Below are 21,362 nucleotides of genomic sequence, written 5' to 3' on the forward strand. Positions count from 1 at the left end.
CCGGGTGCTGAGGCCGGTCCTGCTCGCCCTGCACCCGGCAAGACCACCGGTCACCACCCAGCCGGCCGTAAGCAGCAGATCGCCGGTCCGGGAGTGTCACCAGGCGAGCCCTTCTGCGGACAGCGCCGTGACGGGTTGGCGGACGAGGCCCGGTGCGATGCCTGCCGCATCTAGGGCCGCACGCAGTTCATTCGGGTCAACGCTGCCGTCGCAGAGCTGCGCGGCCTGCTCCGGGGTGGCGAGCAGGCGGATCACGGCCGGCTCGCACGGGCGTTGGACCAGCGGTCCGAAGCGGCGCACAACGTCCGCCAGCCGCGCCTGGGCTCCGCGATGCCCGATGAGCTCGGCGTGGGCGGGGCGGGTGGCGACCGTAGTGGCGCAGATGCGGGCCAACGCGCGCGGGAGGTCATCGCCGTCAGCTGGACTGAGCGGGCCACCCGGAAGGCGGGTCCGGCCGGACACCGGGTCGTGGTGCAGCAGTACCAGCCCGGTGGGGGCGAAGAGCCAGCCGGCGACCCCGGTGACGGTCGTCTCGTGGCGTCGGCCGAGGGGCGTCCAGGGTTCGGGTGTGGTCTGGGGCTGGGGTGCGACCTGGTGGATGTCCAGGACCCTCGGGGTGCGGGGGCGGCCGTGCTGGAGCTCGACGCAGGCACCGTCGATCCTGGCGCGCAGCGCGGTGAGGATGCGCTCGGCGTCGCCCGGGACCTGGGTCGCCAGGTCGGTGGGGGTCACCAGACGCAGGGCGCCGCGGTGGCCGCGGTCGGCTGTCAGGGCGGTGAGCTGGGCGTTGGTGAGTGGCGGGTGGTCGTGGACAGTGACGGTTCGGGGCACGGCGGCGTCGGGGTACCAGTCGACGGTGAGGAGTGCTGCGGGGTCCAGGCGGGCGAGACCGGTCAGGGCGGCCGCGTGGCGTGCTGCCGCCTGCGCCGGGCTCTCCTGCGGCAGCGGTGTGCCGCCGGGCAGGGCGGATGGCGTCGAGCCGGCCGGGGTGAGCAGGATGCGCCCGTCGAAGGCGGTGATCAGGAGTTCGGCCCGGATCGCCGGGGTGCCGGCTCCGGTCGTGAGGGTCGCCGGGCGGTCGAGGTTTGGTGCGGTGGTGGTCACGAGGGCGCTCCGGGGCGGGTGTGGGCGGTCTGTGACGCGCTCCGCAGGGCGTCGTGGAGGGTGAGAGGAGGGAAGGAGCTGCGGATGCGGCTGAGGAGGACGGCCCCGGTGACGACGGCTGCGTATCCGGCGAGCGGCAGCGTGGGGACGCCGAGGACCGCGGTCGCTTCCTCGCACAGTCCTGCCGCGCTGCCTGCCCGGATGGCCATCTGCTGGGCGATCTGGTCGCTGGTCAGGCCGCCGACGGCGAGAGCGATCGCCCGTGATCGGCGGGGGGAGAGCCGGACCGGGCGAGGTGGAGCGATACCCAGCAGGTGTTCGGGCAGCAGCCGGTGGGCTGCGGTGAGGGCTGCCGCCTGGACCAGGGTGGTCGCCCCCAGGAGGCAGCACACCCGGTCGACGGGATCCTCTGTCTCCAGGTCGGGCAGTCCGACGGCGGCCTCGCGGCGGAGTCTCCCGTCAGGCAGGAGTGCGAACCGGATCAGGGCCAGGTCCTGTTCGCTGAGGATCGGTGCGGGCGGCAGGGTTTTCTGCGCCGCCGGATCGTCGCCGGCCGTCGGGGCGCTGCCTGGTGGCTCCGCCAGCGGGTAGAGATCGCTTCCGGTGAGGACATTCCGTCGCACCGCAGCGAACACCGCATGCTCCAGTGAGCCGGCGCCGAGGCGATGACGGGCCTCGGCCAGGTATCCGACGAGGGTGTACTCACTGATGCCCATGGCCTCAGCGGTCTCCTGCCGGGTGAGGCCCTGGGCAGTGAGGGCGAGGGCGCGGCGGACCCGCGGGCCCAGCATGACCGGGAACGCCGACTTCTCGATCCCGATCTCGGCTGAGGAGACGGGCTCCCACCAGGCGGCGTGTCCGGCCGCCTGGTGGGTGGTGCGGGCACCGAGCGCGGCCAGGACGGTCGCGCGGCCGCCGGTGACCTCTTTGCGCGTGAGGCCCTCCGGCACCGCGCTGCGGGCGAGGTTCGCACCGGCCAGGACGAGGCGCAGCAGGCGCACCTCCGTCGGGTTCAGGTCCGGCCTGGCCGGCGACGTGTCGGCAGGGCGCTGGCCGGTCACGGTGGTGGGGGCGGTCACCGGACCGGCTCCGCGACGGTGCGCTCCCGGGTGCCGTCGGCCTGGCGCGGGAGCACCACCTGCCGCGGGTCGGCGAGTTCGGTCAGCAGCTGTTCGGTGTCGGAGAGGGCGCACATGGTCAGCCCTTGCGGTGTGTTGCCGACCTGACGCCCGCTCTGTTCGTCCCACTCCTCCGAGAGGAGGCCGGCAGGACCGCGCAGGGAGAGCAGCCGGTCGAAGAGCGCGGTCGCTTCGTCGTGGCGTCCGATGAGGGCGAGCGCGTCGGCGAGCCAGAACGAGCAAGGCAGGAACGCCCCTTCCCCGCCGGGCAGACCGTCCACGTCGTTCTCGTCCCCGCGCCCGTGCCCCGCCACCGGGTATCGCAGCACCAGCCGCCCGCCGGGGGCGAGTTCGCGCTGGATCGCCTCCACCGTGCCGATCACCCGCTTGTCGTCCACGGGCAGGAAGCCGCTGCGGAGCATGAGGAGCAAGGAGGCGTCCAGGTCGGTGCCGCCGTAGAACTGGGTGAAGGTGTTGCGGTTCGCGTCGTAGCCCCGCTCGCACACCTCCGCGTGGATCCGGTCGCGGACGCCCGCCCAGCGTCGCTGCACCTCCTGCGGGACCTGGACGTCCGTCTCGGCGGCCAGGCGAAGGGCGCGGTCGAACGCGGTCCAGGCCATCACCTTGGAGTGCACGAAGTGGCGCCGGGGGCCGCGGACCTCCCAGATCCCCTCGTCCGGATGCTCCCACAGGTCCTCCAGGCAGCGCACCATCGCCACCCACAGCCGGCCGGTGGCGTCGTCCAGGGCGATTCCGCTGCGGTGGGCGAGCCACAGCAGGTCCATGACCTCGCCGAACACGTCGAGCTGCAGCTGGCCGGCCGCCGCGTTGCCGACCCGGACCGGCGCGGAGTATTCGTAGCCGGGCAGGTGCCCGAGCTCGACCTCCGGCAGGTCCCGTTCGCCGCCGACGCCGTACATGATCTGCGGCTGCGCCTCGCCGGCCACAGCCCGCACCAGCCATCCCAGCCACGCCCGCGTCTCCTCCAGGTGCCCGCGGCGCAGCAGGGTGGTGAGGATCAGGGCGGAGTCCCGCAACCACGTGTACCGGTAGTCCCAGTTGCGTTGGCCGCCGAGGAGTTCGGGCAGGGACGTGGTCGGTGCGGCGATCACCGCGCCGGTCGGGGCGTAGGTGAGGGACTTGAGGGTGATCAGCGCTCGGGTGACCGCGTCGCGGTAGGTGCTCTGGCAGTTGACGGGGTTCGTCCACTCGTCCCAGAACGCGTACGTCCTCTGCAGGTCGGCGGCCGGGTCGGCCGCGGCCGGCGCGGCGAGGTGGCTGTCCTGCCAGGTCGTCGCGAAGTGGACCCTCTCGCCGGCGTGCAGCTCGAGGCTGGTGACGGCGACTGCGTCGGGGCGGATCCGGGCCAGGTCGTCGCCCGCGCTGGCTGCGCGGCCGGTGGCGGTGACGTCGAGCCACAGGGACGCGGGCCCTGCGGTGGCGACCACGCAGCGCCCGCCCGAGCTGTGCTTGGACGGCCACATGTACGGCACGGCCCGCCCGTAGTCGAAGCGGGGTGCGAACACCGAGCGCACGTGGACGGTTCCGTCCAGGACCTCGGCGGTGCGCACCAGGCGGGGCCCCGTCTGCTCGTGCTCTTGGTATGGGGGCATGAACGTCGTGACCCGCAGTGTTCCGGTGCCGGTCGTCCAGGTCTGGGTCAGGACCAGGCTCTCGCCGTCGTAGACGCTGCTGTCGGCGCGGCTGCTGCCGGTAGCTGGCCCGACGGTCCAGTGGCCGTGGGTGGCATCGCCGAGCAGCCGGGTGTAGTGCGGAGCGGAGTCCGGCCGGGCGCCGCAGCCCCACACCACGGCCCCGTTGGGGTCGACGAGGGCACTGGAGCGCAGGTCGCCGACCAGGGTCAGGTCCTCCAGCCGGGGGCTCGCCGTGGTGAGCTCGCGGCCAGCCCTCGCGTGCTGCGGCACGGCGTCGTCCAGGAGCGTGAGGGCGGTTGATGCGGTGGCCGGGGCCGTGGTGCTGTGCGGCATGAAGTCGTCCCAGAGGTGGGTGGGTGGGTGGGTGGGTGGGGAAGGGGAGTAGGTTGTCCGGCCGTAATGGCCGGCGCGGCATCCAGGTCGCACCGGCGGCGCTCGGCGTCTGGCTCGGCGGTGGGGCGTCCGGTCGGCGGCTCGGTGTCGACACGGACGGTGCCGTTCGGGGCGAACGCCCCTGTCGTGCGTATTCATGGGCGACGCCCCAGGCTGCGGCGGCCTTCAGCAGGCTGGCCGCCGACCCGCAGGACGGAAGGACCGTCGGTCGCGGTGCGCTGGGTGTGGCGGCGCCGGTCCATCCACGCGCCCAGCCGCTGACCGGTCGGGGACAGGAAGTCGGGCCGCTCCTGCCCGTGAACGAGCCGGGAGCGGGCTGCGGTGCGGTGCATCTCCAGGGCGACGGTGGTGTCCGCCCATGCGCACACCGCCTGTGCCCGGTGTCGCTGACGCGCGTCGGCCAGGGGCAGCGCGAACCCCAGATCGTTCCAGCCGTCGTCGGGCCGCTCCTCACGGATGCGACGCAGCGCGGTGCGCAGGTCCGGGTCGAGGGCAGCGAACGCCCCGGTCAGCTCGGCGAGCGCCGGCCACGTGCCGTCCTCGGCACCGTCGGCCGCCACCGCCAGCAACTCTCGGGCACCTGCGCGACCCGGAATCAGCGCGGCTTCCACGACCTCCGAGGTGTGGGTGGTCGGGTGGTTCGCGGCGGCATGGACCAGGGCGTCCGCGTCCAGGCCCGGCGGCAGCTGCCCGGCGGTCACCAGGACCTGCAGTGGTCCGGTGCCGAGGGTGAATGCGTGCAGGACCTCCTCACGCTGCCTGCCGCGCCGGGGCAGGACCTGCGCCTGTACGTCCGGTCCCGGCGAGCCGATGATCTCGTTGGCCAGCCGACGCGCGACGACGCTCGTTGCGCAGTGCACGACCACACGGGACAGGGCGTGTGTGGAGGCGAGGTCGAGTACGAGAGTGGCCAGACGCCCGGTACGGGAGCCGCCGGGAGGTAGCGCGGCCGCCATGAGGCGGTAGTCGCGCATCCGCCCGGCCGCGACGACCTGGCGCGGCGTCAGCTTCGCGACCAGCAGCCCCGTGCGGTCCGGATCGACGCCCTCGGCCTGATCCCGGTCCACCGAGGTCAGCACAGGCGTCGACGACAGCCACAGCACCGCGCGTCCTGGTGGGCAGAATTCGTGACGCCCCACCCGCTCGGCAACGTCCGGCAAGTGTGCGTCGAGGGCGACGATCAGGTCGTACGGCGAGGGGTGGCGGGCCCGCCGGTAGGCCTCGGCGACGATCTCCAACCCCCGGGGGGAGACGATCACGGTGCCCGGCAGGGTGGACCCGACGCACCCCAGGACCGCCGACGCCGCGGTGACCTGCGGCACGTCGAGCGGGGTGACGATCGCCGGACGGGCTGCCTCGTCCCGATGCAGCACTGCCACGGTCGCCCCGCGCTCGCGGCGCTGCTCCGCGAATGCCGTCACCGTCGCGCTCCAGGTCGGGCCGGGCGGCACGACGACCAGCACCCTGCCCGCGTCAGCGTGCCACGCGATCGCCGTACCCAGGTCCGGCTGCTCGCAGCGCGGTACCCTCACCATCGCCCGCCCGCACGTCAGCGCTCCGAGAACCGGGTCCACCAGCTCCCGCAGGTGCTCCGGTGGCGCCGGTGGCACGGCCGGAGCCGACTGCGGGACCACGTCGGCCGGGCGGACGATCCCTGCCAGGCAGCCCAGAGCGACCGCCTCGTGGTCCTCCCATACACCGAGCGCGTCCAGCAGCGCAGCCAGGCGCTTGCCCGCAGTGGGCCGGGCGATGCCGAGCTCCACCCCGATGGCCGCCCGCGACGACGTGCCGGCCAGCAGGCGCAGCAGCAGCCGCTCCTCACCGGAAAGTCCCGCCATCAAGCCGTCCGCGACCGGCGGGAAGTCCTCGGCGGTCAGATGCCCGGCCAGGACGTAGCGCGCCACCACCCCGGAGCGCCCGCGCACACCGGCCGCCACCGCGAGCGCACCCAGCTCCGCCTCAACACTGTCACGCGGGCAACCGAGTCCAGCCGCGACGGCCTTCAGCGGCAGCGGCCCGGCCAGGTGCCGGGCCCAAGCGAGCGACATCGGATCGGCGGGCAGCGCCCCGCCGTGCTGCACCGCGCTCACCGGTGACCCCCGCCGAGGATGTGGTGGCCGGGTGCCTCGGCCCCGTTGATCTTCCGCAGGCGAAGGCTGGGGGCGGGTCCGCTCGGCAAGCCGGCGGTCACCGGCATCACCGTGGCGGACCGCGTCCGTGCCGCGCGCGCGGTCGCGTACTGGCCGCGGACCTGCTCCGCTGCGAGGGCGAAGCCGTCGACGCGGATGAACACCACCGGCCCGCCGGTGGCGGGGCCAGGCCCGAGGACGGTCCGGGTGAGGTCGGGCGGGGCCGGATTGGTCAGCAGCCACACCTCGGTGCCGTCCGAGTAGGTGGTACGCGTGCCCACGCTGATCCGGTCGGGGGTGAGCACCTGGTCGGTGCGGTACGGCAGCGGGGCCGCGTCGAGCAGCGCAACAGTCAGGGTCGCGGGAGTCGCGGCGGTCATCGCCGGCACGGGGGCGGTGCTGGTCATCGAGGGATTCCTGGGGCAGGTCTGGGTGTCGGTCATGTGCGCGGGTCCGCGGGCCCGGCCGCGGGCGGCCAGGCCGCACTCTTCGGTGCGGGCGACGCCGGGCGGCAGCAGGACGACCTCCGGATCGGGACCCCCGCGACGCCGCCGCTCACACGCAGGCTCCAGCCCCGGACTTCCGCACACCGCGTCGCGGCCGGCCCGTCGGGCCTCGGACGGTAGGTGACGGCCTCGACGCTCTCGCCGTCCACGACCAGGCGGCTCGACCTGAACGTGGTGGACACCTCCAGCGCCCGCTGCGAGGCGGCCTGCGCCCCGGGGCCGAGCGGCGGCAGGTCGCAGGGAACCGCGACGGTGACCCGCATTCCGTCCGCATACCGGGCCTCCACACGCGTGTAGTGCCTGACACCTCCTACCAGCTGCACCTCGGCGGTGATCCGCACCGGCTGGCCACCGCCTGCCAGAAGGGCGACCGGCAGCCCCGTGGCACCGCTGACGTACGAGGCCCTGTTCTGCACGGGCATGGGCGCGCCGTCTCGGCCGAACCCCGGATCCAGCACCAGCTCGGCGCCGCCCGGCTCGCCTGCGGCATGCCAGTGCGTCACATCGGCATCCAGCTCGAGATGGCGTGCGGCCAGTACGGCTGCGAGGGGCTCAACCAGTAGGCCGGCAGTGGGCGCCTGCGCAGCTGGGGTGGTGGACACGAGGATGGACTCCATTCGTCTGGCGCGTGCGAGGTCCGCGGGGACCTTGGTGCTCTGGCTGGTGGGGGCGAAGGCCCGGTGTCGTCTCTCAGGTCGGCGCTCCGCGACCGGCGAGTTCGGCGCGGAGCTCCTGTTCGGTCAGCGGGGTGCAGTTGGTGAGGGTGCGCAGCAGGTGGGTGGCGAGGACCCAGGGGAGGTCCGGGTCTCCTGTCGAGAAGTGGCCGCGTACGGGCCCGGGCCCATCGGGGTCGGAGGGGTCCGATAGGAACTTGAGGCCGGCGAATCCCCACAGGGTGGCCGTGCGGGCCCGCACCAGCAGGGCGCCGTTCAGGGCCCGGCAGTGGGTGGGTGAGGACAGGGCGTGCGGGGCGCACACCGGCGGATGTTCGACGGCGGTGCCCTCCGGCCAGGAGTCCTCGAGGGTGAGCGGGCGCCCGCCGGGGGTGGTCGGGAGTGGCAGGAGCCAAAGGTGGCCGTCGTTGGTGCGATCTGCCGGTCCCCCGCACACCCGGCATCTCAGGTGCAGCATCAGGTGGTGCTGGCGGCCGGGGTGGGGGCTGCTCCAGAGGGGTACCCCTGCGGTCTTGCCGGTGCAGCGCAGGATGAGGACTCCGTTCACGCGGTCGGACGGCAGCTCGGTGGGGTAGGCGATCCCCGTCGGCCGGCCGCCGGCGTCCGTGCGGGACGTCAGGCTGTTGTCGTACTCCTCCTCGCTCCAGCGGGTGATGCGGGGAACCGTCAGCAGCGGGGCAGCGGTGGCCCGGGTCACTTCGTGCCTCCGTACGCCACCACCGTGCGCACGACGGCCGTGTCGCCGCCGTGGGCCGGCGCCTGCCGCTGCCAGCCGTCCAGCAGGGTGTCGACGGCGTCGCGGCCACGCGGATGCCGCGGCAGCCGGGCCTGGGCGAAGAGGCCGGAGACCCGCGCGTCCCGGTCGGATTCCCCGGTGCAGCGGTGAGTCAGGACCAGCGCGCTGCCCTGAGGCAGTGCCAGGCGCAGCGCGGAGAACAGCCCGCGGGCCTGGGGGTCGCTCAGCTCGTGCAGGACGTCCGCGAGGACGACGGCGATCGGGCGCTGCCAGTCGACGTCGGAGTGCTGGCGCAGTTCTTGCAGCAGGCCTTCCGGTGCAGTCAGATCGGCGCGGATGTGGCGGACCTGGCCCGGGGCGGGTGCGTGGAGCAGCGCCCGGGCGTGGGTCATCACCATCGGGTCGATGTCCACGTACGCGATCCGGGCGGTGGGGCGGATCGGCAGGATGGAGGTGTGGATCGGAGCGAGCGGGCTGCCGGGCGCACCGGTCGTCAGACCGCAGCCCAGGTCGACGAACTGGTCCAAGCCGTCCTCGGCCAGGCGCCGTACGACGCGGTGGAGGTCCTGCCTGGCGCGCAGGGCCGTTGTGGTCCAGTCCTGGTCCTCGGCTTGTAGGAGGTCGAGCAGGGTCCGGTCCGGGCCGAGGTGGTCCTTCCCACCGAGCGCGAGGTTCGCGAGACGGGCGGACGTGGGCCGGTCCAAGCGCAAGTCCTCGCGGGGCCAGGGTGGTGGTGTCGGCACGTACCACGGCATGGGGGCGAGGCCCTCGGGCTCGATGGTGGGCTTGGGTTGGACGTGGATGACGCCGACGGCGCGCAGCGTCCCCGGTCGGCCGGCGGGCCCGACGGCCGCGGCCGGGGCGCGGCGCTTGGGCCGGGTCATGCCGCGCGCTCCGCCGGCTGCGTGCGCGAAGGGGGGATCTGCCGGCCGTCCGGACGCAGACCGCCGGTGTCCTCGAACGTCAGGATGCCGTTGCAGAGCAACCCCCAGCCCTGAACGGGGTGGCTGGCGATGACCACGGCGGCACCGGCGTCGGGCTCCTCGAATGCGGGGCATTCTGGTCTGTGGGTGCAGGTCACGGGGCTCTCCGGATCGGGTGTGCACGGGCTGGGTGCGCCGACGGGCGCGGCGAGCAGGATCGGGGTGAGGTGCGGGATCCTCAGGTCGTCGGCGGGGCACACGACGACGAGGGCGTGGCCGTTCCACTGGCAGGCGCGAGCGACCCAGTCCGGGCCACGGCTTTCGACCGCCTCCACTTCCTGGCTGGCCACGATGAGGGAGCCGAACAGCGCGAGGCCTTCCGGGACTGCGCTGGCGGCGAGAAGGGCGAGCGGAGGGTGACCGGGGCCGTGGACGGCCGTCCAGGCTCCGTCCGCGTACCGGGTGACCGCGACAGGCCGGCCGTTGCGGTTCTCCTGCGCGGCGGTGGCGGCCAGCCGGTGGCCGACCAGGACGGCCATGGGCCCGGATCGGCCAGTCGGGCCGGTTGCCGGCGGCGGGGCGCTGGGGAGGTCGGTTCTTGGCACGGTTGCTCCGGGTTGAGTGGTCGGCTGGTCTCGAGGGCCGGGCAGGCACGAGGGCCCCGCCTGCGGTGGCGGGTACGACGGAGTCGGGACGGTGTGGCCCCGCCCCGCCCCGGCGCGCGGGTTGCTTCGCCGGGCGGGACGGGCGAGTGGCGGCGGCTACGCGGCGGGGGCCAGGAGGACGGGCAGGGCGCGTAGCGCGTTCGATATGAACGACTCCTGGGGCAGCAGCTGCTCGCGGCCCACAGCGAGGCGCACGTCCGGGAACGCGCGGAACAGGGCGGTGAGGGCCTCCTCGGCCTCCAGGACGCCCAGGGACGCACCCAGGCAGTAGTGGCGGCCATGTCCGAACGCCAGGTGGGACTTGTCGGGGCGCGTCAGGTCGAAGTCGTTCGGGCGGTCGGGATGCAGGTGCGGGTCGCGGCCGGCGGCGCCGAACCCGAGGAGGACCGGCGTACCTGTGCGGATGAGCACGTCCTCGCCCAGGTCGATGTCCTGCGCCGCGTAGTGCAGCGGCAGGTGCATGATCGGCGGCTCGAGGCGCAGCGTCTCCTCGATGACGTCACGCCAGGTCGCATCGCCGCGGTGGACCTGGGCGAGCTGCTCGGGGTGGGACAGGAGCAGCGCGGTGGCGTGGTCGATCAGGTTGACCGCGGTCTCGGACCCGGCGCCGATCATGAGGATCAGGGTCGAGACGAGTTCCTGCTCGGTGAGCTGGGACCCGGTGGCGTCGCGGGCGGCGATCAGTTCACTGGTCATGTCGTCGCCCGGGGTGTTCCGCTTGTCGGCGACCAGGCGGTGCATCGCGGCGAACAGGTCGTCCAGGTTGGCCTGCGCCTGGTCGGGGGCGGCGGTGGTGTCCAGGACGCCGTCGACCACGCGCCGCATCTCGGGCCGCTGTTCCTCGGGGACGCCGAAAAGGTCGCAGATCAGGGTGGTGGGCAGCGGGTAGGCGAGCCGGGCGTGGAGGTCGACCTCCTCGCCCGGCGCGGCGGTGCGCAGGTCGTCGATGAGGCGGGTGACGATCGCGCGGACCTGGGGCCGCAGGGCGTCGATGCGGCGGGGGCCGAAGGCGGGTGCGGTCAGGGCGCGCAGCCGCTGGTGGTCGGCTCCGTCGCTGGTGAACATCGACTCCACCGCGACCCAGCTGGCGAGGGGCCAGTCGGCGCCGATGGTGCCGTCGATCCAGTCGGGCCAGTGGCGGCGCGGGTTCTTGGCGAGGCTTCCGTCGGTGAGGAGCTGCTTGATGACCTCGGGGCGGGTCACCGACCATGCCTGAACCTGGCCGGGAAGTTCCACCAGGACGGCCGGCCCCGATGCGCGGAGGCGGGAGGCTTCGGCGTGGACGTCGGTGCCGCGGGTGTCCAGGACGTGTGCTCGGGCGTGGGGGCAGCGGGGTTCCATGAGGTCTCCTGGGCGGGTTCGGTCGTGCGGACGGTCGTGGTGGGGGGGCGGAAGGTCGTGGGCAGTGCGACGGCGCAGCGGTGGAAGGGGCCGGGGCGCCAGCGGATGGCGGCGGCAGATCCGCTGAGCGCGAGGTCGGGAAGCCGGTCGAGGAGGGCTTCGATCGCGGCCGTGGTGATGACTTCGGCGGGGCCGGCGGCCGGGCAGCGATGTGGGCCGGCACTGAACGCGAGGTGGGCGTGATTGCCGTCGCGGCGTTGCTGTCCGAGGTTCGGGTCGGTGTTCGCCGCGTGGTGACTGATGGCGATCGGCATACCCTCGGGCAGGTCCACGCCGTGAAGGAGTTGCGGGCCGACGGGGTAGTGGAGGGAGAAGTTGCTCATCGGGGACTGGCTCCACAGGACCTCGGTGAGGGCCATGGAGGTCGGTGTGCTGCCGCCGGCCACCCGGTCCGCGAACCGCTCGTCGGTGAGGAGCAGCATGAGTGCGGTGGTGATCCAGGCGGTGGTCGGCACGGTGCCCGCGCCGACCATGACCACGAGCTGGTGGATCATCTCCTCGTCGCTGAGGGCGGCCGGGTGGGCGAGGAGCCAGGAGGTGACGTCCGCGCCGGGGTGGGCCCGCTTGTGGGCCACCAGCTGGCCGAGCAGGGCCGCGAGGTCGGCGCTGCCGCGTTCGGAGTGGGGCCCGGCGTCGATCATCGCCGCGGCGGCCGCGACCATGTGCCGCCCGAGATCCTCGGGCACCCCGAGGAGTTCGGTGATCACCTGCAAGGGCAGGACGGCGGCGTACTGCGCCACCAGGTCGGCGTGTCCGTCGGCCGCGAACCGGTCGATCAGGCGCTGTGCGCAGCTTTGCACGTAGCGGCGCAGTGTGTGGGAGGTGACGCGCTCCAGGGCGTCCTCGATAGGGGCTCGCAGCCGGTCGTGGGCGGGGCCGTCGGCGAAGAGGAGGCTGGGCCGCCAGGCCATCATCGGCAGCACGGCGCTGGCGGGCGGAACCGCGGTGAGGTCCCAGCGGCGGGCGTCCTTGGAGAACCGCCCGGGGCTGCGCAGCACTTCCAGGGCCGCGCGGTAGTCGAGGACGAGCATCACGGTGACGCCGGGCTCGAACTCCACCGGTACGACGGGCCCCCACTGGCGCAGGTGAGTGTAGAACCGCTCGGGGTTGTCGGCGAAGCGTGGATCGGCCAGTGACAGAAGCGGGGCGGGCCGGTGGCCGGCGTGGGCGGGGCAGCCGGGCGGCGGGGCCGCGGCGCGGGCGTTCACGAAACCTCCGGGGTGCGGGTCAGCAGGTACTGGATCAGGGCGATGAGCGCGGCAAGGGAGGACTGCGGGTCGCGGGCGTCGCACAGGCTCAGTGGGGTGTGGGGTTCGAGGTCGAGGGCCTGGCGGATGTCGGCCGTGTGGTGGTCGGGGCTGTCCGGGAAGGTGTTGACGGCGACGACGTAGGGGATGTGTCGCTGTTCCAGCAGGTCGATCGAGTCGAAGCTCTGGTCCAGGCGGCGGGTGTCGGCGAGGACGAGGGCGCCGGTGGCGCCGGTGGCGATGTCGCACCACAGCGGCAGGAAGCGGGCCTGCCCGGGTGTCCCGAAGAGGTACAGGACGAGGCCGTTGTCGAGCGTGAGGCGGCCGAAGTCCAGCGCGACCGTGGTCGTGGTCTTCGTCTCCACTCCGGCCAGGTCGTCGTGCGCCATGCTGGCGACGGTCAGCGGTTCCTCAGTGCGCAGCGGCTCGATCTCGGACAGCGAGGCGATCAGCGTGGTCTTGCCGACGCCGAACGGCCCGCTGACCAGGATCTTCGCGGTCGCGTGCACCCCGGCCGGCAGATGACGGACGCGGTCAGGCCTTGAGCCTGCGAAGACCATCGAGTATGTCCTCCAGCTTCTTACGGTCGGGGAGTTGGGCCATCGGGATGACCCGCAGGTCTCCGGTGTCGACGAGGTCGGTCAGCAGGATGCGGGTGACGGTGACCGGCAGATCGAGATGCGCGGCGACCTCGATGAGGGACAGAGCGCCCTGGGCGCACAGGGCGAGAGCTGCACGGTGTTCGGGACCGGCTCCCGTCGCGGTGACCTCATGGTGCGCTTCGACCAGGGTTTCGACAGCGTTGAGGATGTCCCGGTTTGGGCGAGCCCGGCCGTTGGTGAGCACGAAGGCGCGCACCAGGGCCGGGCGCCCCCCGCTCATCCGGAATGCCCCGGAGCGGTCCGGGCCGGTGTGGCCAGCGCCGTGCCGATCCGCTCCACGAGCTTGGTCATCCGGTAGCCGATGTTCCCGACGTCGGCGGCGCCGTCGGCCGCCAGCGCCAGGAACGAACTGTCACCGGCGGCGCAGAGGAAGATCAGTCCGCCCTCGTAGGTGATCAGATTCTCGAGCCACCCGGACGGGGAGGCCCTGCAGAACGGCGCCAGGCTGCGGCTGAGGGCCTGCAGCCCGGTGACAGCGGCCGCGAAGCGCTCCGCGGACGCCTGGTCCTGGCCCTCGGACGCGCCGGCGAGGAGGCCGTCCGCGCTGACCAGCACCGCGCCCTTCGCTCCGGGAATCTGTCGGACCTCGTCGGTGAGGAGGCCACTGACGACGGCGAAGTTGTTCACGGGTGCTGTCCTTCCGGGGATGCGGTGGCGCGCGCGTCGCGCACGCCTCGGGTGAAAGCCGACAAGCGCGAGCGGCTCGCCTCAGCGTCGGTACTCGCCACCAGCTGCTCGGGACGAGCCGTCGGCAGCTCCGGCTGAGATCGCCGTTGGCGGCGGCGCTGGGGCAGTCCGTTCACCAATGGCGTGGGCGCAGCAGGGACGGGCTGCGGCTCGGGGTCGGCGGTGGCCAGCAGACCGGAGGGCAGCAGGACCACCGCGCGAACCCCTCCGTACGGCGACTGCTTGTCCACCGAGACACGGAAGCCGTAGCGGCCGGCTGCGGCGGCCACGATGAACAGGCCCAGGCTCGCCGGTTCCCCGATCTGGCTGAACGGCAGCGTGGAGCGGCCCTCGAGGATCTCCGCGGCACGAGCCCTCACGCGCTGCTCCATGCCCACGCCCCGGTCGTCGATCGTGATGAACACGCCGGCTGGGACCCGCTCCATCGCGACCTCGATCGGGGAGCTGCCCTCGGAGTGACGTGCGGCGTTGTCGAGGAGCTCAGCCAGGGCGAGAGCCAGGGGCTCGACAGCCCGGCCGCGTATCAGCGTGGCGAAGTCGCCCTGCTCCACCACCCGGTGGAAGTCGCGGATGCGTCCCTTGGCGGCGCGGGCCACGTCGATCAGCGGGGTGTCGGGGTGCTGACGTCCGGGCCACGGGGCGCCAGCGAGAACGGCCAGCGCCACGGCACGGGCGCTGATCTGCGCGTTGGTGTGGTCGATCCGCATCAGCCCTTCGAAGACATCCGGATCGTCGAACGCCTCCTGCATGTGGCCGATCAGCTTCTGTTGCTCGTAGGCGTGGGCCAGCACACCGCGCATCGTCGAGCGCACCGCCGTAGCTGCGGCGTTCTCCGCCTGCTCACGGATGCCGCCGACCGTCCGCGCGATGCCCGCCGCGGCCTCCTGGAGGAGCTCCCCGAAGGCGGTGCCCGCAAGCTCCGCCCGCACCGATCGCGGGTGTGTGCCATCGAGGTGACCGAGCAGCAGGGCGGGGACCTCACTCTGGACGAACGCACGCAGCTCCGCCTCGCGCGCCTGGCGGTCTGCCTCCAGGCCGGCCATTGTGCCGCGCAGCCGCGAGCCGACGGCGTACTGCCGCAGCCACCCGGCCGTCGCCGCAACGGCCGGCACCGCGACTGCCGCCGCGAGAAGCTCCGAGTTCACCGCAGCCCCCGAGCCAGGTAGAGCGCCAGCGGCTGCCCGAACTGCTGAGCCGGGACGCCAAGGGCCCCAGGCCTACTACCGAGGACCCGGCAGCTCCGCTGCGGGTCTGGCGGCAGGGGCTGCTGCCGGCCTCGGTTGGACGACGTCACAGTGATCGCTCCAGGGCGGTCGGGCGTGCTGCAGGGCATGCCGAGATGGTCAGGGGAGGACGCGGAAAGGGGCCGGCTCCGGGGCTCACCCGGGCCAGGCGGGATCTCGGGGAAACCACCTGTGGGGGGCGTCGTTGGGCCCTATCGTCATGACTTTGAGCGAACCGCCTGTGACAGCTCGTGGGAATCCCGTGGCCGGGGCGAATGCCGCTAACGTCGCTAAGGATCATTTCGAGGACAGGGAGCGCACCGTGGCGCTGACCCGCAACACCCTGCTGGAGGCCGTGGTCAAGGAGCTGGGCTGGTCCCAGGACCGCCTGGCTTCCCACCTGAGGCGAGTGGCCGCGGAACAGGGTGCCACGGAGCTGCTGTCGGTGACCCGCTCTCACATCTCCCAGTGGCTGCGCGGAGTGCAGCCCTCGGGCCAAGCCCCGGCTATCTTGGCCGCGACGCTGTCCCGCGGACTGGGACGCGCGGTCACCCTGTCGCAGGTCGGGCTCGGCCCGGCAGGCGACGAGAACAACGGGGTGTCCGGATGGGACGTCGACACACTCTCCGCTCTGGCCGACCACGGGGGCAGCGACATGATGAACCGCCGAGAGCTGCTGGGCAGCTCCCTCTACTCGGCCCTCGGGACCGCTCTCCCGTCCGACCAGTGGTGGGACCAGCGCCTGCTGCTCGCCCGCCGGCGCCCACCGCTCTCCACCCTCATAGTCACCAGCGTCCACGTCGAGGCGCTCCGCGAGGCGACGACCTGGTTCTCCAACCGCGACCAGCGACTTGGCGGACGGGCCGGACGGGCCGCCCTCGGCACCTACCTGCGCACCGATGTCGCCGACTACCTGGCCGGACGCTGCCCCGACGAGCAGACCCGGCGCGACCTCGTCTCCGCAGCCGGCGAGATCGTCTACGTGGCCGGCTGGATGGACTTCGATTCCGGCGCCCACGCACGCGCCCAGGCCAACTTCCGCCTCGGCCTCGCTCTTTCCGCCGAGGCCGGCGACGGCGCCCTGGCAGGCCACATCCTGCGCGCCGCAGCACACCAGGCCGTCGACCTCGGACACCCCGGCCGGGCACTGGAGTACACCGAAGCCTCCATGGCCAGATCCCGCTACGGCGCCGCCAGCCACCGCGAGAAGTCCCTCCTCGGTGTCGTCCACGCCCGCGCCCTGGCAGCCGCCGGCCGCAAGCACGACGCGCTGGCCGCCCTGCTGCGCGCCGAGGACGACCTCCGCGGCGCCGGCACCCCGGCCGACAGCCCGGAGCCGGCCCGGGTGCACTTCTTCACCGAAGGCAGCCTCGCCCACGAGGCCGCCTGCACCCTGCGAGACCTTGACGACCTCCCGGGCGCCGAAGCCGAGTTCGAGCGCAGCGTCCGCACCCGACCGGCGCATCTGGCCCGCACTCACGCCGTCACCCTCGGATATCTGGGCGATGTCCAGGCCCGCCGCGGCCACGTCGACGCCGCCTGCGACACCTGGCACCGGGCGCTCGACGCCATGGCCGGCATCCAGTCCGGCCGTACCCATGACACGGTGACCCGGATGCGCAGCGCTCTGTCCCCGATCCGGACCCGCGGCCAGGGCCCCGCCGCCAGCCTCGACCAGCGTGCCCGGGACTTCCTGCAGGCCGTAGGCTGACGGCGCCAGCACCACGCATGCCCGTCGTGCCGTGCCGTTCGGGCGTTTCATACGGATCAGGGGAGACAGGAAGCAGCCATGCCAGAACCGATCGTGGTCACGCCGGTCGCTACCGTCGTCGGCGGGCACCGCGAGCCAGCCGACGACTACCAGGGCGGCGTCCAGTCCGTGATCCGCCTCAACCCCGACTACCCCCTCGACGCGGTGCAGGGCCTCCAGGATTTCAGCCACCTGACCGTCACCTGGCACTTCCACCTCGCGTCGCCCGACGACGTCGAGCTCCACGCCCGCAGCCCGCGCGGCAACCCCCGCTGGCCGGCCACCGGAACGTTCGCCCACCGAAATCACCGGCGCCCCAACCAGCTCGCAATCTCCTACCCGCGCCTGCTGAAGGTCGACGGCCTGGACCTGCACGTCACCGACCTCGACGCCGTCCACGGAACGCCGATCATCGACATCGCGCCGTACTTCCAAGCGATGGGCCCGCGCGGACCGGTAACCGAACCGGCCTGGCCGGACGAGATGCTCGCCACCTACTGGGCCGACGCCGCCGACCGCCCCGTGTGAGATCGCCCGGCCGGAAGGACCGACGTAGCAGCCGAGCCCCTTGAGTTCCCCGCCGGGGCGGCACCCGACAGTTCCGGCGCCGAACTGTCGTGGGTGTGAGGGCTGTGACACCTTCATGGCGCGTACGCTCACCGCGGGCCTGCCGCAGCGGCGACATCGTCCAGCCTCGTACCGGTGGCGCGAGCGATCAGCGTGGACAGGTGCAGCAGGTGCGATTCCGGTAGGCGGCCGGCAGCCACCGCCCGCGCCAGGGCGGGCTGCAGGCGACGCTGCTCGTCGAGCCCGGCCGCCTGCGCGATGACCAGCGCGGCATCGCAGCCGTCCCGCCCGGCCGTGTCCAGCCCAGGCCACCCGTGCTCGTCCACCAGTTGCGTCAACGCGGTGACGGCGTGCCGGACGTCGGTGAGGTAGGCCTCAGCCGCACCGTACCCGCCGAACCGCGCGAGGACGACCTCCTTGCGCTGGACCTCGCTGGCCAGCCGGACCAACTGGGCCCGCACCACAAATTCGAGCGTCAGTTCGCTCCACCCGTCGCCCCTGGCCACAGCCGGGGCCACCGCTGCGGGTCGCGGCGCCTTCGGCACCGGCACCGCGCCCATCCCCGGGGGCATCCGCGGGCAGAGCGCCGTCGAGGTGTTCTGGCCGTAGCTCGGCAGGCGGCTGCCGAGGCGGCGGAAGAAACCGGAATTCGCCCGGCGCCGGAGCCCGGCCGCCTGAGTCGCGCTGGTCATCGTCCCTCCAAGGGAAGTCGGATCGAGGGATGCACCGTGAGGTCAGCCCGCGAGGAAGACTGAGCCGTGACACCAGCCGGTGCCGTACGCGGGCGGCCCGGGCAGGTTCCAGAAGGCGCAGATCTGCTTGCCGTCAGCGGTGGGCAGGACCATCCACTCGTCGCAGTGGGCCGTCACCAGAGCCATGCCTCGGCCGCCGGTCTTGTGCAGGCTCGGCTGGAGCACGATCGGCTCACCCGGGTGCGGGTCCTCTACACCGATCGCCAGCACTCCGGGCACGTGGCCGATCCGAAGGCGGATCTCGAAGTCGGTCACCTGCTCGGGCCCGTGGCGCAGAGCGTTGGTGACCAGCTCGCTGACGACCAACAGGACGTCCCCCTCGATGTCCTCACCGAGGTGCCACTGCGCCACCGCGTCGCGGGCCAAAGACCGGGCCAGCCCGGCGGACCGGTCGTCAGCGGCCAGAGTCAGCAGCTTCACCGCATGCAGCTGCCCTTCGGGATGCCGACCGGCGGCGAACACGCCCTCCACCAAGGCGGCTCCGGGCGGTACAGACCTGAGCGTCATGCCGTTCCCCTTCGGAGTGATGGTCGGCGCGCACGCCGGTACGGAGGCCAGACGGGTGCTTGCCGCCCGTTGCTCGGGCTCGCCCAGACTCGCCCTGCCGCACAACAGCGGCAACCAACCCGACTTGGGCCGAACCGTGCCATCCGGGCCGGAAGTTGGGCCGAATCCGGAATCCGGCCCGGATTGATCTCCGTATCCGGGCCAATTCGGCCCGACTTCCTGACAGCACGCGCTGCTGAGCCCCGCAGGCACGCACAATGGCCGGTATGACGAATCGTCACGGCCGCGCATGCGTGGGACGACTGCGGAAGACCCCCGAGGTACTCGACGGAGGCCACCCCGCCCTCGTGGCAGCCCTCCAGAGCTGCTGCGGGATCAGCGCTCTTCGCGCTCACCGGCAGGCCAACGGCTGGAGCCGCCCGGAGACCATCACCCGCCTGGTCGCGCTCGCCGCCCAGCGCGGCGAGCCGCCCTTCAAGGGAACCCGGGAACTGCTGCGAACCTGGGAAGACCTCGGCGTCCAACCCCGCGAGCGAGCCCTGAAACTGCTGTGCGAGCTGTACCAGGCTGCGCCCGCCGGCCTTGGTCTTGCCTCTTCGGGCTCGGCCGCCGCGGTGTTTCCTGCCATGGCTCCCGTGCGGCTGGAGCAGCCTGACGCGGTGCAGGACCTGGCCGAACGGACCCGTCGTGCGATCAACCGGACCCTTGCCGCGACCACGGTCAGCCCGGGAGAGCTGGACCTGCTCGACGAACGCCTCCACATGGCCCGCTGCCTCTACGTCACCGCCCCGCCTGAGCAGATGATCCGGCACCTGCTCGGTGACCTGGACGACATCCAGGCGCTCGCGGCCGAGCGGCAGCCGGCCGCCGCGCAGTCCCGCCTGTCCGAGCTCACCGCCATCGCTTCCACCCTGGTGGCCGATGCCATGATGAAGCTCGGGCGCCTTGCCGAGGCACAGCGCTGGTACGGAACCGCCCGGCTGGCTGCCGATGACTCCGGCAACCCTGAGCTCCGGGCCCGCGTCCGCGTACAGACCGCGATGCTCCCCTACTACTACGGGCCCCTGCAGGTCGCCGCGCAGCTCGCCCGCGAGGCCCGCCTTCTGAGCCGGGGCCGCCCCGGACCGACGGCAGTCTTCGCCGTCGCCGCCGAGGCCCGGGCGCTCGCCCGGCTGGGCGACCGTGACGGCGCGAAGGCGGCCATCCGCCTGGCCCAGGACCTGTTCGAGCACTCCCGAACCGGACATCCGGACGACGCCTGGGCTTTCCCCGAGCGGCGCCTGTGGCTCTACCTGTCCGGTGCGCTCACCGCCCTCGGTGAGACCAGCCAGGCCCGGCACGCCCAGCAACAGGCACTCGCGCTCTACCCGCAAGGGCACGCCGGCATCGACCCGGCCCTCCTCCACCTCGAGGAGGCGATGTGCCTGGTCCTGGAACACAGCCCGGCCGAGGCCCTGCAACTGGCCGTTCACGCCTACGGCGAGGTACCTGACCCGCACCGCACCGCGATCCTTAGCGCCCGGGCCCGGGACGTCATCGCCATACTCCCTGCCCGGCTTCAGTCCGGCCGCCCGGCCCGGCAGTTCGAAGAGATGCTCGCCCTGCCTCCCGGGCAGGCGTGACATCAGCCCTCGGCATAGGACAGCCTGACCACCATGACCATCACCGCAGCCGGCGGCTTCACCGCCGCACACCTCGCCACTGTCCTTGAGCAGTCGTGCCGCTCGGTCGGACTCTCTCCCGACGGTGCCGTTCTGCTGCGCGGCCACACCAACGCCGTCTACCACCTTCCCGTTGAACAGGTCGTCGTCAAGATCGCCCGGTTCGGCACTCCACCTGCAGCCGTCCGCCGCACCGTCGCCCTGGTCAAATGGCTCACCCAGCAGAACTTCCCGACCGTAGACCTGCACGCCGTCCAGCAGCCCGTGAAGGTCGACGGCCACCTCGCCACGTTCTGGACCTACCTGCCCCAGCCCGGCCGACCGGTCGCCGCCGAACAGCTGGCTGACCCCCTTCGAGACCTGCACCAGCTGACCGGGCCGCCTGTGTCTCTGCCCTCCGTGGACACCGTCGCCGCCATCCGCCGCTCCCTTGCCGCCACAGGCGCCCTGACCGCGACAGAACGGAACTACCTCGGTCGGCATCTGGAGCAGTTGGAGGTGCAACTCTCCGACGTCACTTACCTGCTGCCGCCCTCCGTCATCCAGGGTGATCCCCAGCACCGCAACGCCCTGCACACCAACGACGGACGGGCAGTCCTGTGTGACTGGGACACCGCAGCGTTCGGCCAGCCGGAATGGGACCTGACCACCATCGAGATCCACTGCCGACGGTTCGGCTACGGCCAGGCGCACTACGAGGAATTCGCCCAGCGGTACGGCCTCGACATCACCACCTGGGAGGGCTATCCGGTCCTGGCCGCACTGCGCGAGCTCCGGATGATCACCACCAACGCCAAGCGCGCGGCCCCGGACAGTGCGACCCTCCAAGAGGTCCGCCGTCGCATCAGCCAGCTTGCCGACCGGGCGGCCGACCAGCGCTGGAACATCCTCTGAGCAGCCCGGGCCGACGGCCACCGTGGCAAGCTCGCGCACGCGGGCGAGGATGGCCACGGTGTGGTTGTGCTCGGCACGGACAACTGACCTGTCGGCGCCGCGTTCCCG

General features: G+C 72.7%; 21 protein-coding genes. 4 read left to right on the forward strand and 17 right to left on the reverse strand.

Features of this window, described 5'->3' with window-relative positions; all coding sequences use genetic code 11:
- Positions 1-96 precede the first annotated feature (96 nt).
- The 15 genes from J2S46_RS01585 to J2S46_RS01655 form a co-directional block, all read right to left on the reverse strand.
- Positions 97-1,104: an NUDIX hydrolase gene (locus tag J2S46_RS01585; protein ID WP_191291811.1), complete on the reverse strand. Its 1,008-nt coding sequence runs from the start codon at positions 1,102-1,104 to the stop codon at positions 97-99.
- Positions 1,101-2,183 (reverse strand): helix-turn-helix transcriptional regulator, encoded by a 1,083-nt coding sequence (locus J2S46_RS01590; protein WP_191291810.1) that lies wholly within the window; start codon positions 2,181-2,183, stop codon positions 1,101-1,103. The genes J2S46_RS01585 and J2S46_RS01590 overlap by 4 nt, the downstream gene beginning before the upstream one ends.
- Positions 2,180-4,210: a glycoside hydrolase family 15 protein gene (locus J2S46_RS01595; RefSeq protein ID WP_191291809.1), complete on the reverse strand. Its 2,031-nt coding sequence runs from the start codon at positions 4,208-4,210 to the stop codon at positions 2,180-2,182. Before J2S46_RS01595 ends, J2S46_RS01590 begins: the two co-directional genes overlap by 4 nt.
- A 194-nt stretch (positions 4,211-4,404) precedes the next feature.
- Positions 4,405-6,360 carry a hypothetical protein gene (locus tag J2S46_RS01600; protein ID WP_191291808.1) on the reverse strand — a complete coding sequence of 652 codons (1,956 nt, stop codon included), beginning with the start codon at positions 6,358-6,360 and terminating at the stop codon, positions 4,405-4,407.
- On the reverse strand, positions 6,357-6,842 hold the full coding sequence (locus tag J2S46_RS01605) for a hypothetical protein (protein ID WP_191291807.1): 486 nt from the start codon (positions 6,840-6,842) through the stop codon (positions 6,357-6,359). The genes J2S46_RS01600 and J2S46_RS01605 overlap by 4 nt, the downstream gene beginning before the upstream one ends.
- On the reverse strand, positions 6,839-7,507 hold the full coding sequence (locus J2S46_RS01610; protein WP_307348321.1) for a hypothetical protein: 669 nt from the start codon (positions 7,505-7,507) through the stop codon (positions 6,839-6,841). The genes J2S46_RS01605 and J2S46_RS01610 overlap by 4 nt, the downstream gene beginning before the upstream one ends.
- Positions 7,508-7,595: 88 nt before the next feature.
- Entirely contained in the window at positions 7,596-8,276 is a 681-nt protein-coding gene (locus J2S46_RS01615; RefSeq protein WP_191291805.1) for a hypothetical protein, read from the reverse strand.
- Positions 8,273-9,199, reverse strand: coding sequence for an SAM-dependent methyltransferase (locus tag J2S46_RS01620; RefSeq protein ID WP_191291804.1), 927 nt, complete (start codon positions 9,197-9,199; stop codon positions 8,273-8,275). The genes J2S46_RS01615 and J2S46_RS01620 overlap by 4 nt, the downstream gene beginning before the upstream one ends.
- Positions 9,196-9,777, reverse strand: coding sequence for a DUF5999 family protein (locus J2S46_RS01625; protein ID WP_307348325.1), 582 nt, complete (start codon positions 9,775-9,777; stop codon positions 9,196-9,198). Before J2S46_RS01625 ends, J2S46_RS01620 begins: the two co-directional genes overlap by 4 nt.
- 222 nt (positions 9,778-9,999) lie before the next feature.
- On the reverse strand, positions 10,000-11,106 hold the full coding sequence (locus J2S46_RS01630) for a cytochrome P450 family protein (protein ID WP_229912989.1): 1,107 nt from the start codon (positions 11,104-11,106) through the stop codon (positions 10,000-10,002).
- Entirely contained in the window at positions 11,103-12,512 is a 1,410-nt protein-coding gene (locus J2S46_RS01635) for a cytochrome P450 family protein (protein ID WP_229912988.1), read from the reverse strand. Before J2S46_RS01635 ends, J2S46_RS01630 begins: the two co-directional genes overlap by 4 nt.
- Positions 12,509-13,111 carry a GTP-binding protein gene (locus J2S46_RS01640; RefSeq protein WP_191291802.1) on the reverse strand — a complete coding sequence of 201 codons (603 nt, stop codon included), beginning with the start codon at positions 13,109-13,111 and terminating at the stop codon, positions 12,509-12,511. The genes J2S46_RS01635 and J2S46_RS01640 overlap by 4 nt, the downstream gene beginning before the upstream one ends.
- Entirely contained in the window at positions 13,086-13,409 is a 324-nt protein-coding gene (locus tag J2S46_RS01645; protein ID WP_229912987.1) for a DUF742 domain-containing protein, read from the reverse strand. The genes J2S46_RS01640 and J2S46_RS01645 overlap by 26 nt, the downstream gene beginning before the upstream one ends.
- A gap of 20 nt (positions 13,410-13,429) precedes the next feature.
- The gene (locus J2S46_RS01650) at positions 13,430-13,840 is read right to left on the reverse strand and encodes a roadblock/LC7 domain-containing protein (RefSeq protein WP_191291800.1); all 411 of its coding nucleotides are present in this window, start codon (positions 13,838-13,840) and stop codon (positions 13,430-13,432) included.
- On the reverse strand, positions 13,837-15,045 hold the full coding sequence (locus J2S46_RS01655; RefSeq protein ID WP_191291799.1) for an ATP-binding protein: 1,209 nt from the start codon (positions 15,043-15,045) through the stop codon (positions 13,837-13,839). Before J2S46_RS01655 ends, J2S46_RS01650 begins: the two co-directional genes overlap by 4 nt.
- A gap of 400 nt (positions 15,046-15,445) precedes the next feature.
- Here J2S46_RS01655 and J2S46_RS01660 point away from each other — a divergent pair, with 400 nt between their 5' ends.
- Together J2S46_RS01660 and J2S46_RS01665 are read left to right on the forward strand one after the other, a co-directional pair.
- Positions 15,446-16,834, forward strand: coding sequence for an NsdA family TPR-like regulatory protein (locus J2S46_RS01660; RefSeq protein WP_191291798.1), 1,389 nt, complete (start codon positions 15,446-15,448; stop codon positions 16,832-16,834).
- A gap of 78 nt (positions 16,835-16,912) precedes the next feature.
- A complete protein-coding gene (locus tag J2S46_RS01665; protein WP_191291797.1) occupies positions 16,913-17,401 on the forward strand; it encodes an SAM-dependent methyltransferase in 489 nt (162 codons plus the stop codon).
- A 128-nt stretch (positions 17,402-17,529) separates the two neighbouring features.
- Here J2S46_RS01665 and J2S46_RS01670 read toward each other — a convergent pair whose 3' ends face one another.
- Complete coding sequence (locus J2S46_RS01670) at positions 17,530-18,132, reverse strand: hypothetical protein (protein ID WP_191291796.1); 603 nt, start codon at positions 18,130-18,132, stop codon at positions 17,530-17,532.
- Between the two features lie 42 nt (positions 18,133-18,174).
- A complete protein-coding gene (locus J2S46_RS01675) occupies positions 18,175-18,699 on the reverse strand; it encodes an ATP-binding protein (protein WP_191291795.1) in 525 nt (174 codons plus the stop codon).
- 266 nt (positions 18,700-18,965) lie between these two features.
- Between J2S46_RS01675 and J2S46_RS01680 the strand changes: the two genes are divergently transcribed.
- Both J2S46_RS01680 and J2S46_RS01685 read left to right on the forward strand, forming a co-directional pair.
- On the forward strand, positions 18,966-20,321 hold the full coding sequence (locus J2S46_RS01680) for an NsdA family TPR-like regulatory protein (protein ID WP_191291794.1): 1,356 nt from the start codon (positions 18,966-18,968) through the stop codon (positions 20,319-20,321).
- 33 nt (positions 20,322-20,354) lie between these two features.
- A complete protein-coding gene (locus J2S46_RS01685) occupies positions 20,355-21,254 on the forward strand; it encodes a phosphotransferase family protein (RefSeq protein ID WP_191291793.1) in 900 nt (299 codons plus the stop codon).
- The last annotated feature ends 108 nt before the right edge of the window (positions 21,255-21,362 follow it).

Origin of the sequence: Kitasatospora herbaricolor, from assembly GCF_030813695.1 — a bacterium.
Classification (GTDB): Bacteria; Actinomycetota; Actinomycetes; order Streptomycetales; family Streptomycetaceae; genus Kitasatospora; species Kitasatospora herbaricolor.

Coding starts and splice junctions, on each gene's coding strand:
- J2S46_RS01595 (WP_191291809.1), bottom strand. CDS start 4,210: ATGCCGCACAGCACCACGGCCCCGGCCACCGCATCAACCGCCCTCACG.
- J2S46_RS01605 (WP_191291807.1), bottom strand. CDS start 6,842: ATGACCGACACCCAGACCTGCCCCAGGAATCCCTCGATGACCAGCACC.
- J2S46_RS01620 (WP_191291804.1), bottom strand. CDS start 9,199: ATGACCCGGCCCAAGCGCCGCGCCCCGGCCGCGGCCGTCGGGCCCGCC.
- J2S46_RS01625 (WP_307348325.1), bottom strand. CDS start 9,777: ATGGCCGTCCTGGTCGGCCACCGGCTGGCCGCCACCGCCGCGCAGGAG.
- J2S46_RS01640 (WP_191291802.1), bottom strand. CDS start 13,111: ATGGTCTTCGCAGGCTCAAGGCCTGACCGCGTCCGTCATCTGCCGGCC.
- J2S46_RS01665 (WP_191291797.1), top strand. CDS start 16,913: ATGCCAGAACCGATCGTGGTCACGCCGGTCGCTACCGTCGTCGGCGGG.
- J2S46_RS01670 (WP_191291796.1), bottom strand. CDS start 18,132: ATGACCAGCGCGACTCAGGCGGCCGGGCTCCGGCGCCGGGCGAATTCC.
- J2S46_RS01675 (WP_191291795.1), bottom strand. CDS start 18,699: ATGACGCTCAGGTCTGTACCGCCCGGAGCCGCCTTGGTGGAGGGCGTG.
- J2S46_RS01680 (WP_191291794.1), top strand. CDS start 18,966: ATGACGAATCGTCACGGCCGCGCATGCGTGGGACGACTGCGGAAGACC.
- J2S46_RS01685 (WP_191291793.1), top strand. CDS start 20,355: ATGACCATCACCGCAGCCGGCGGCTTCACCGCCGCACACCTCGCCACT.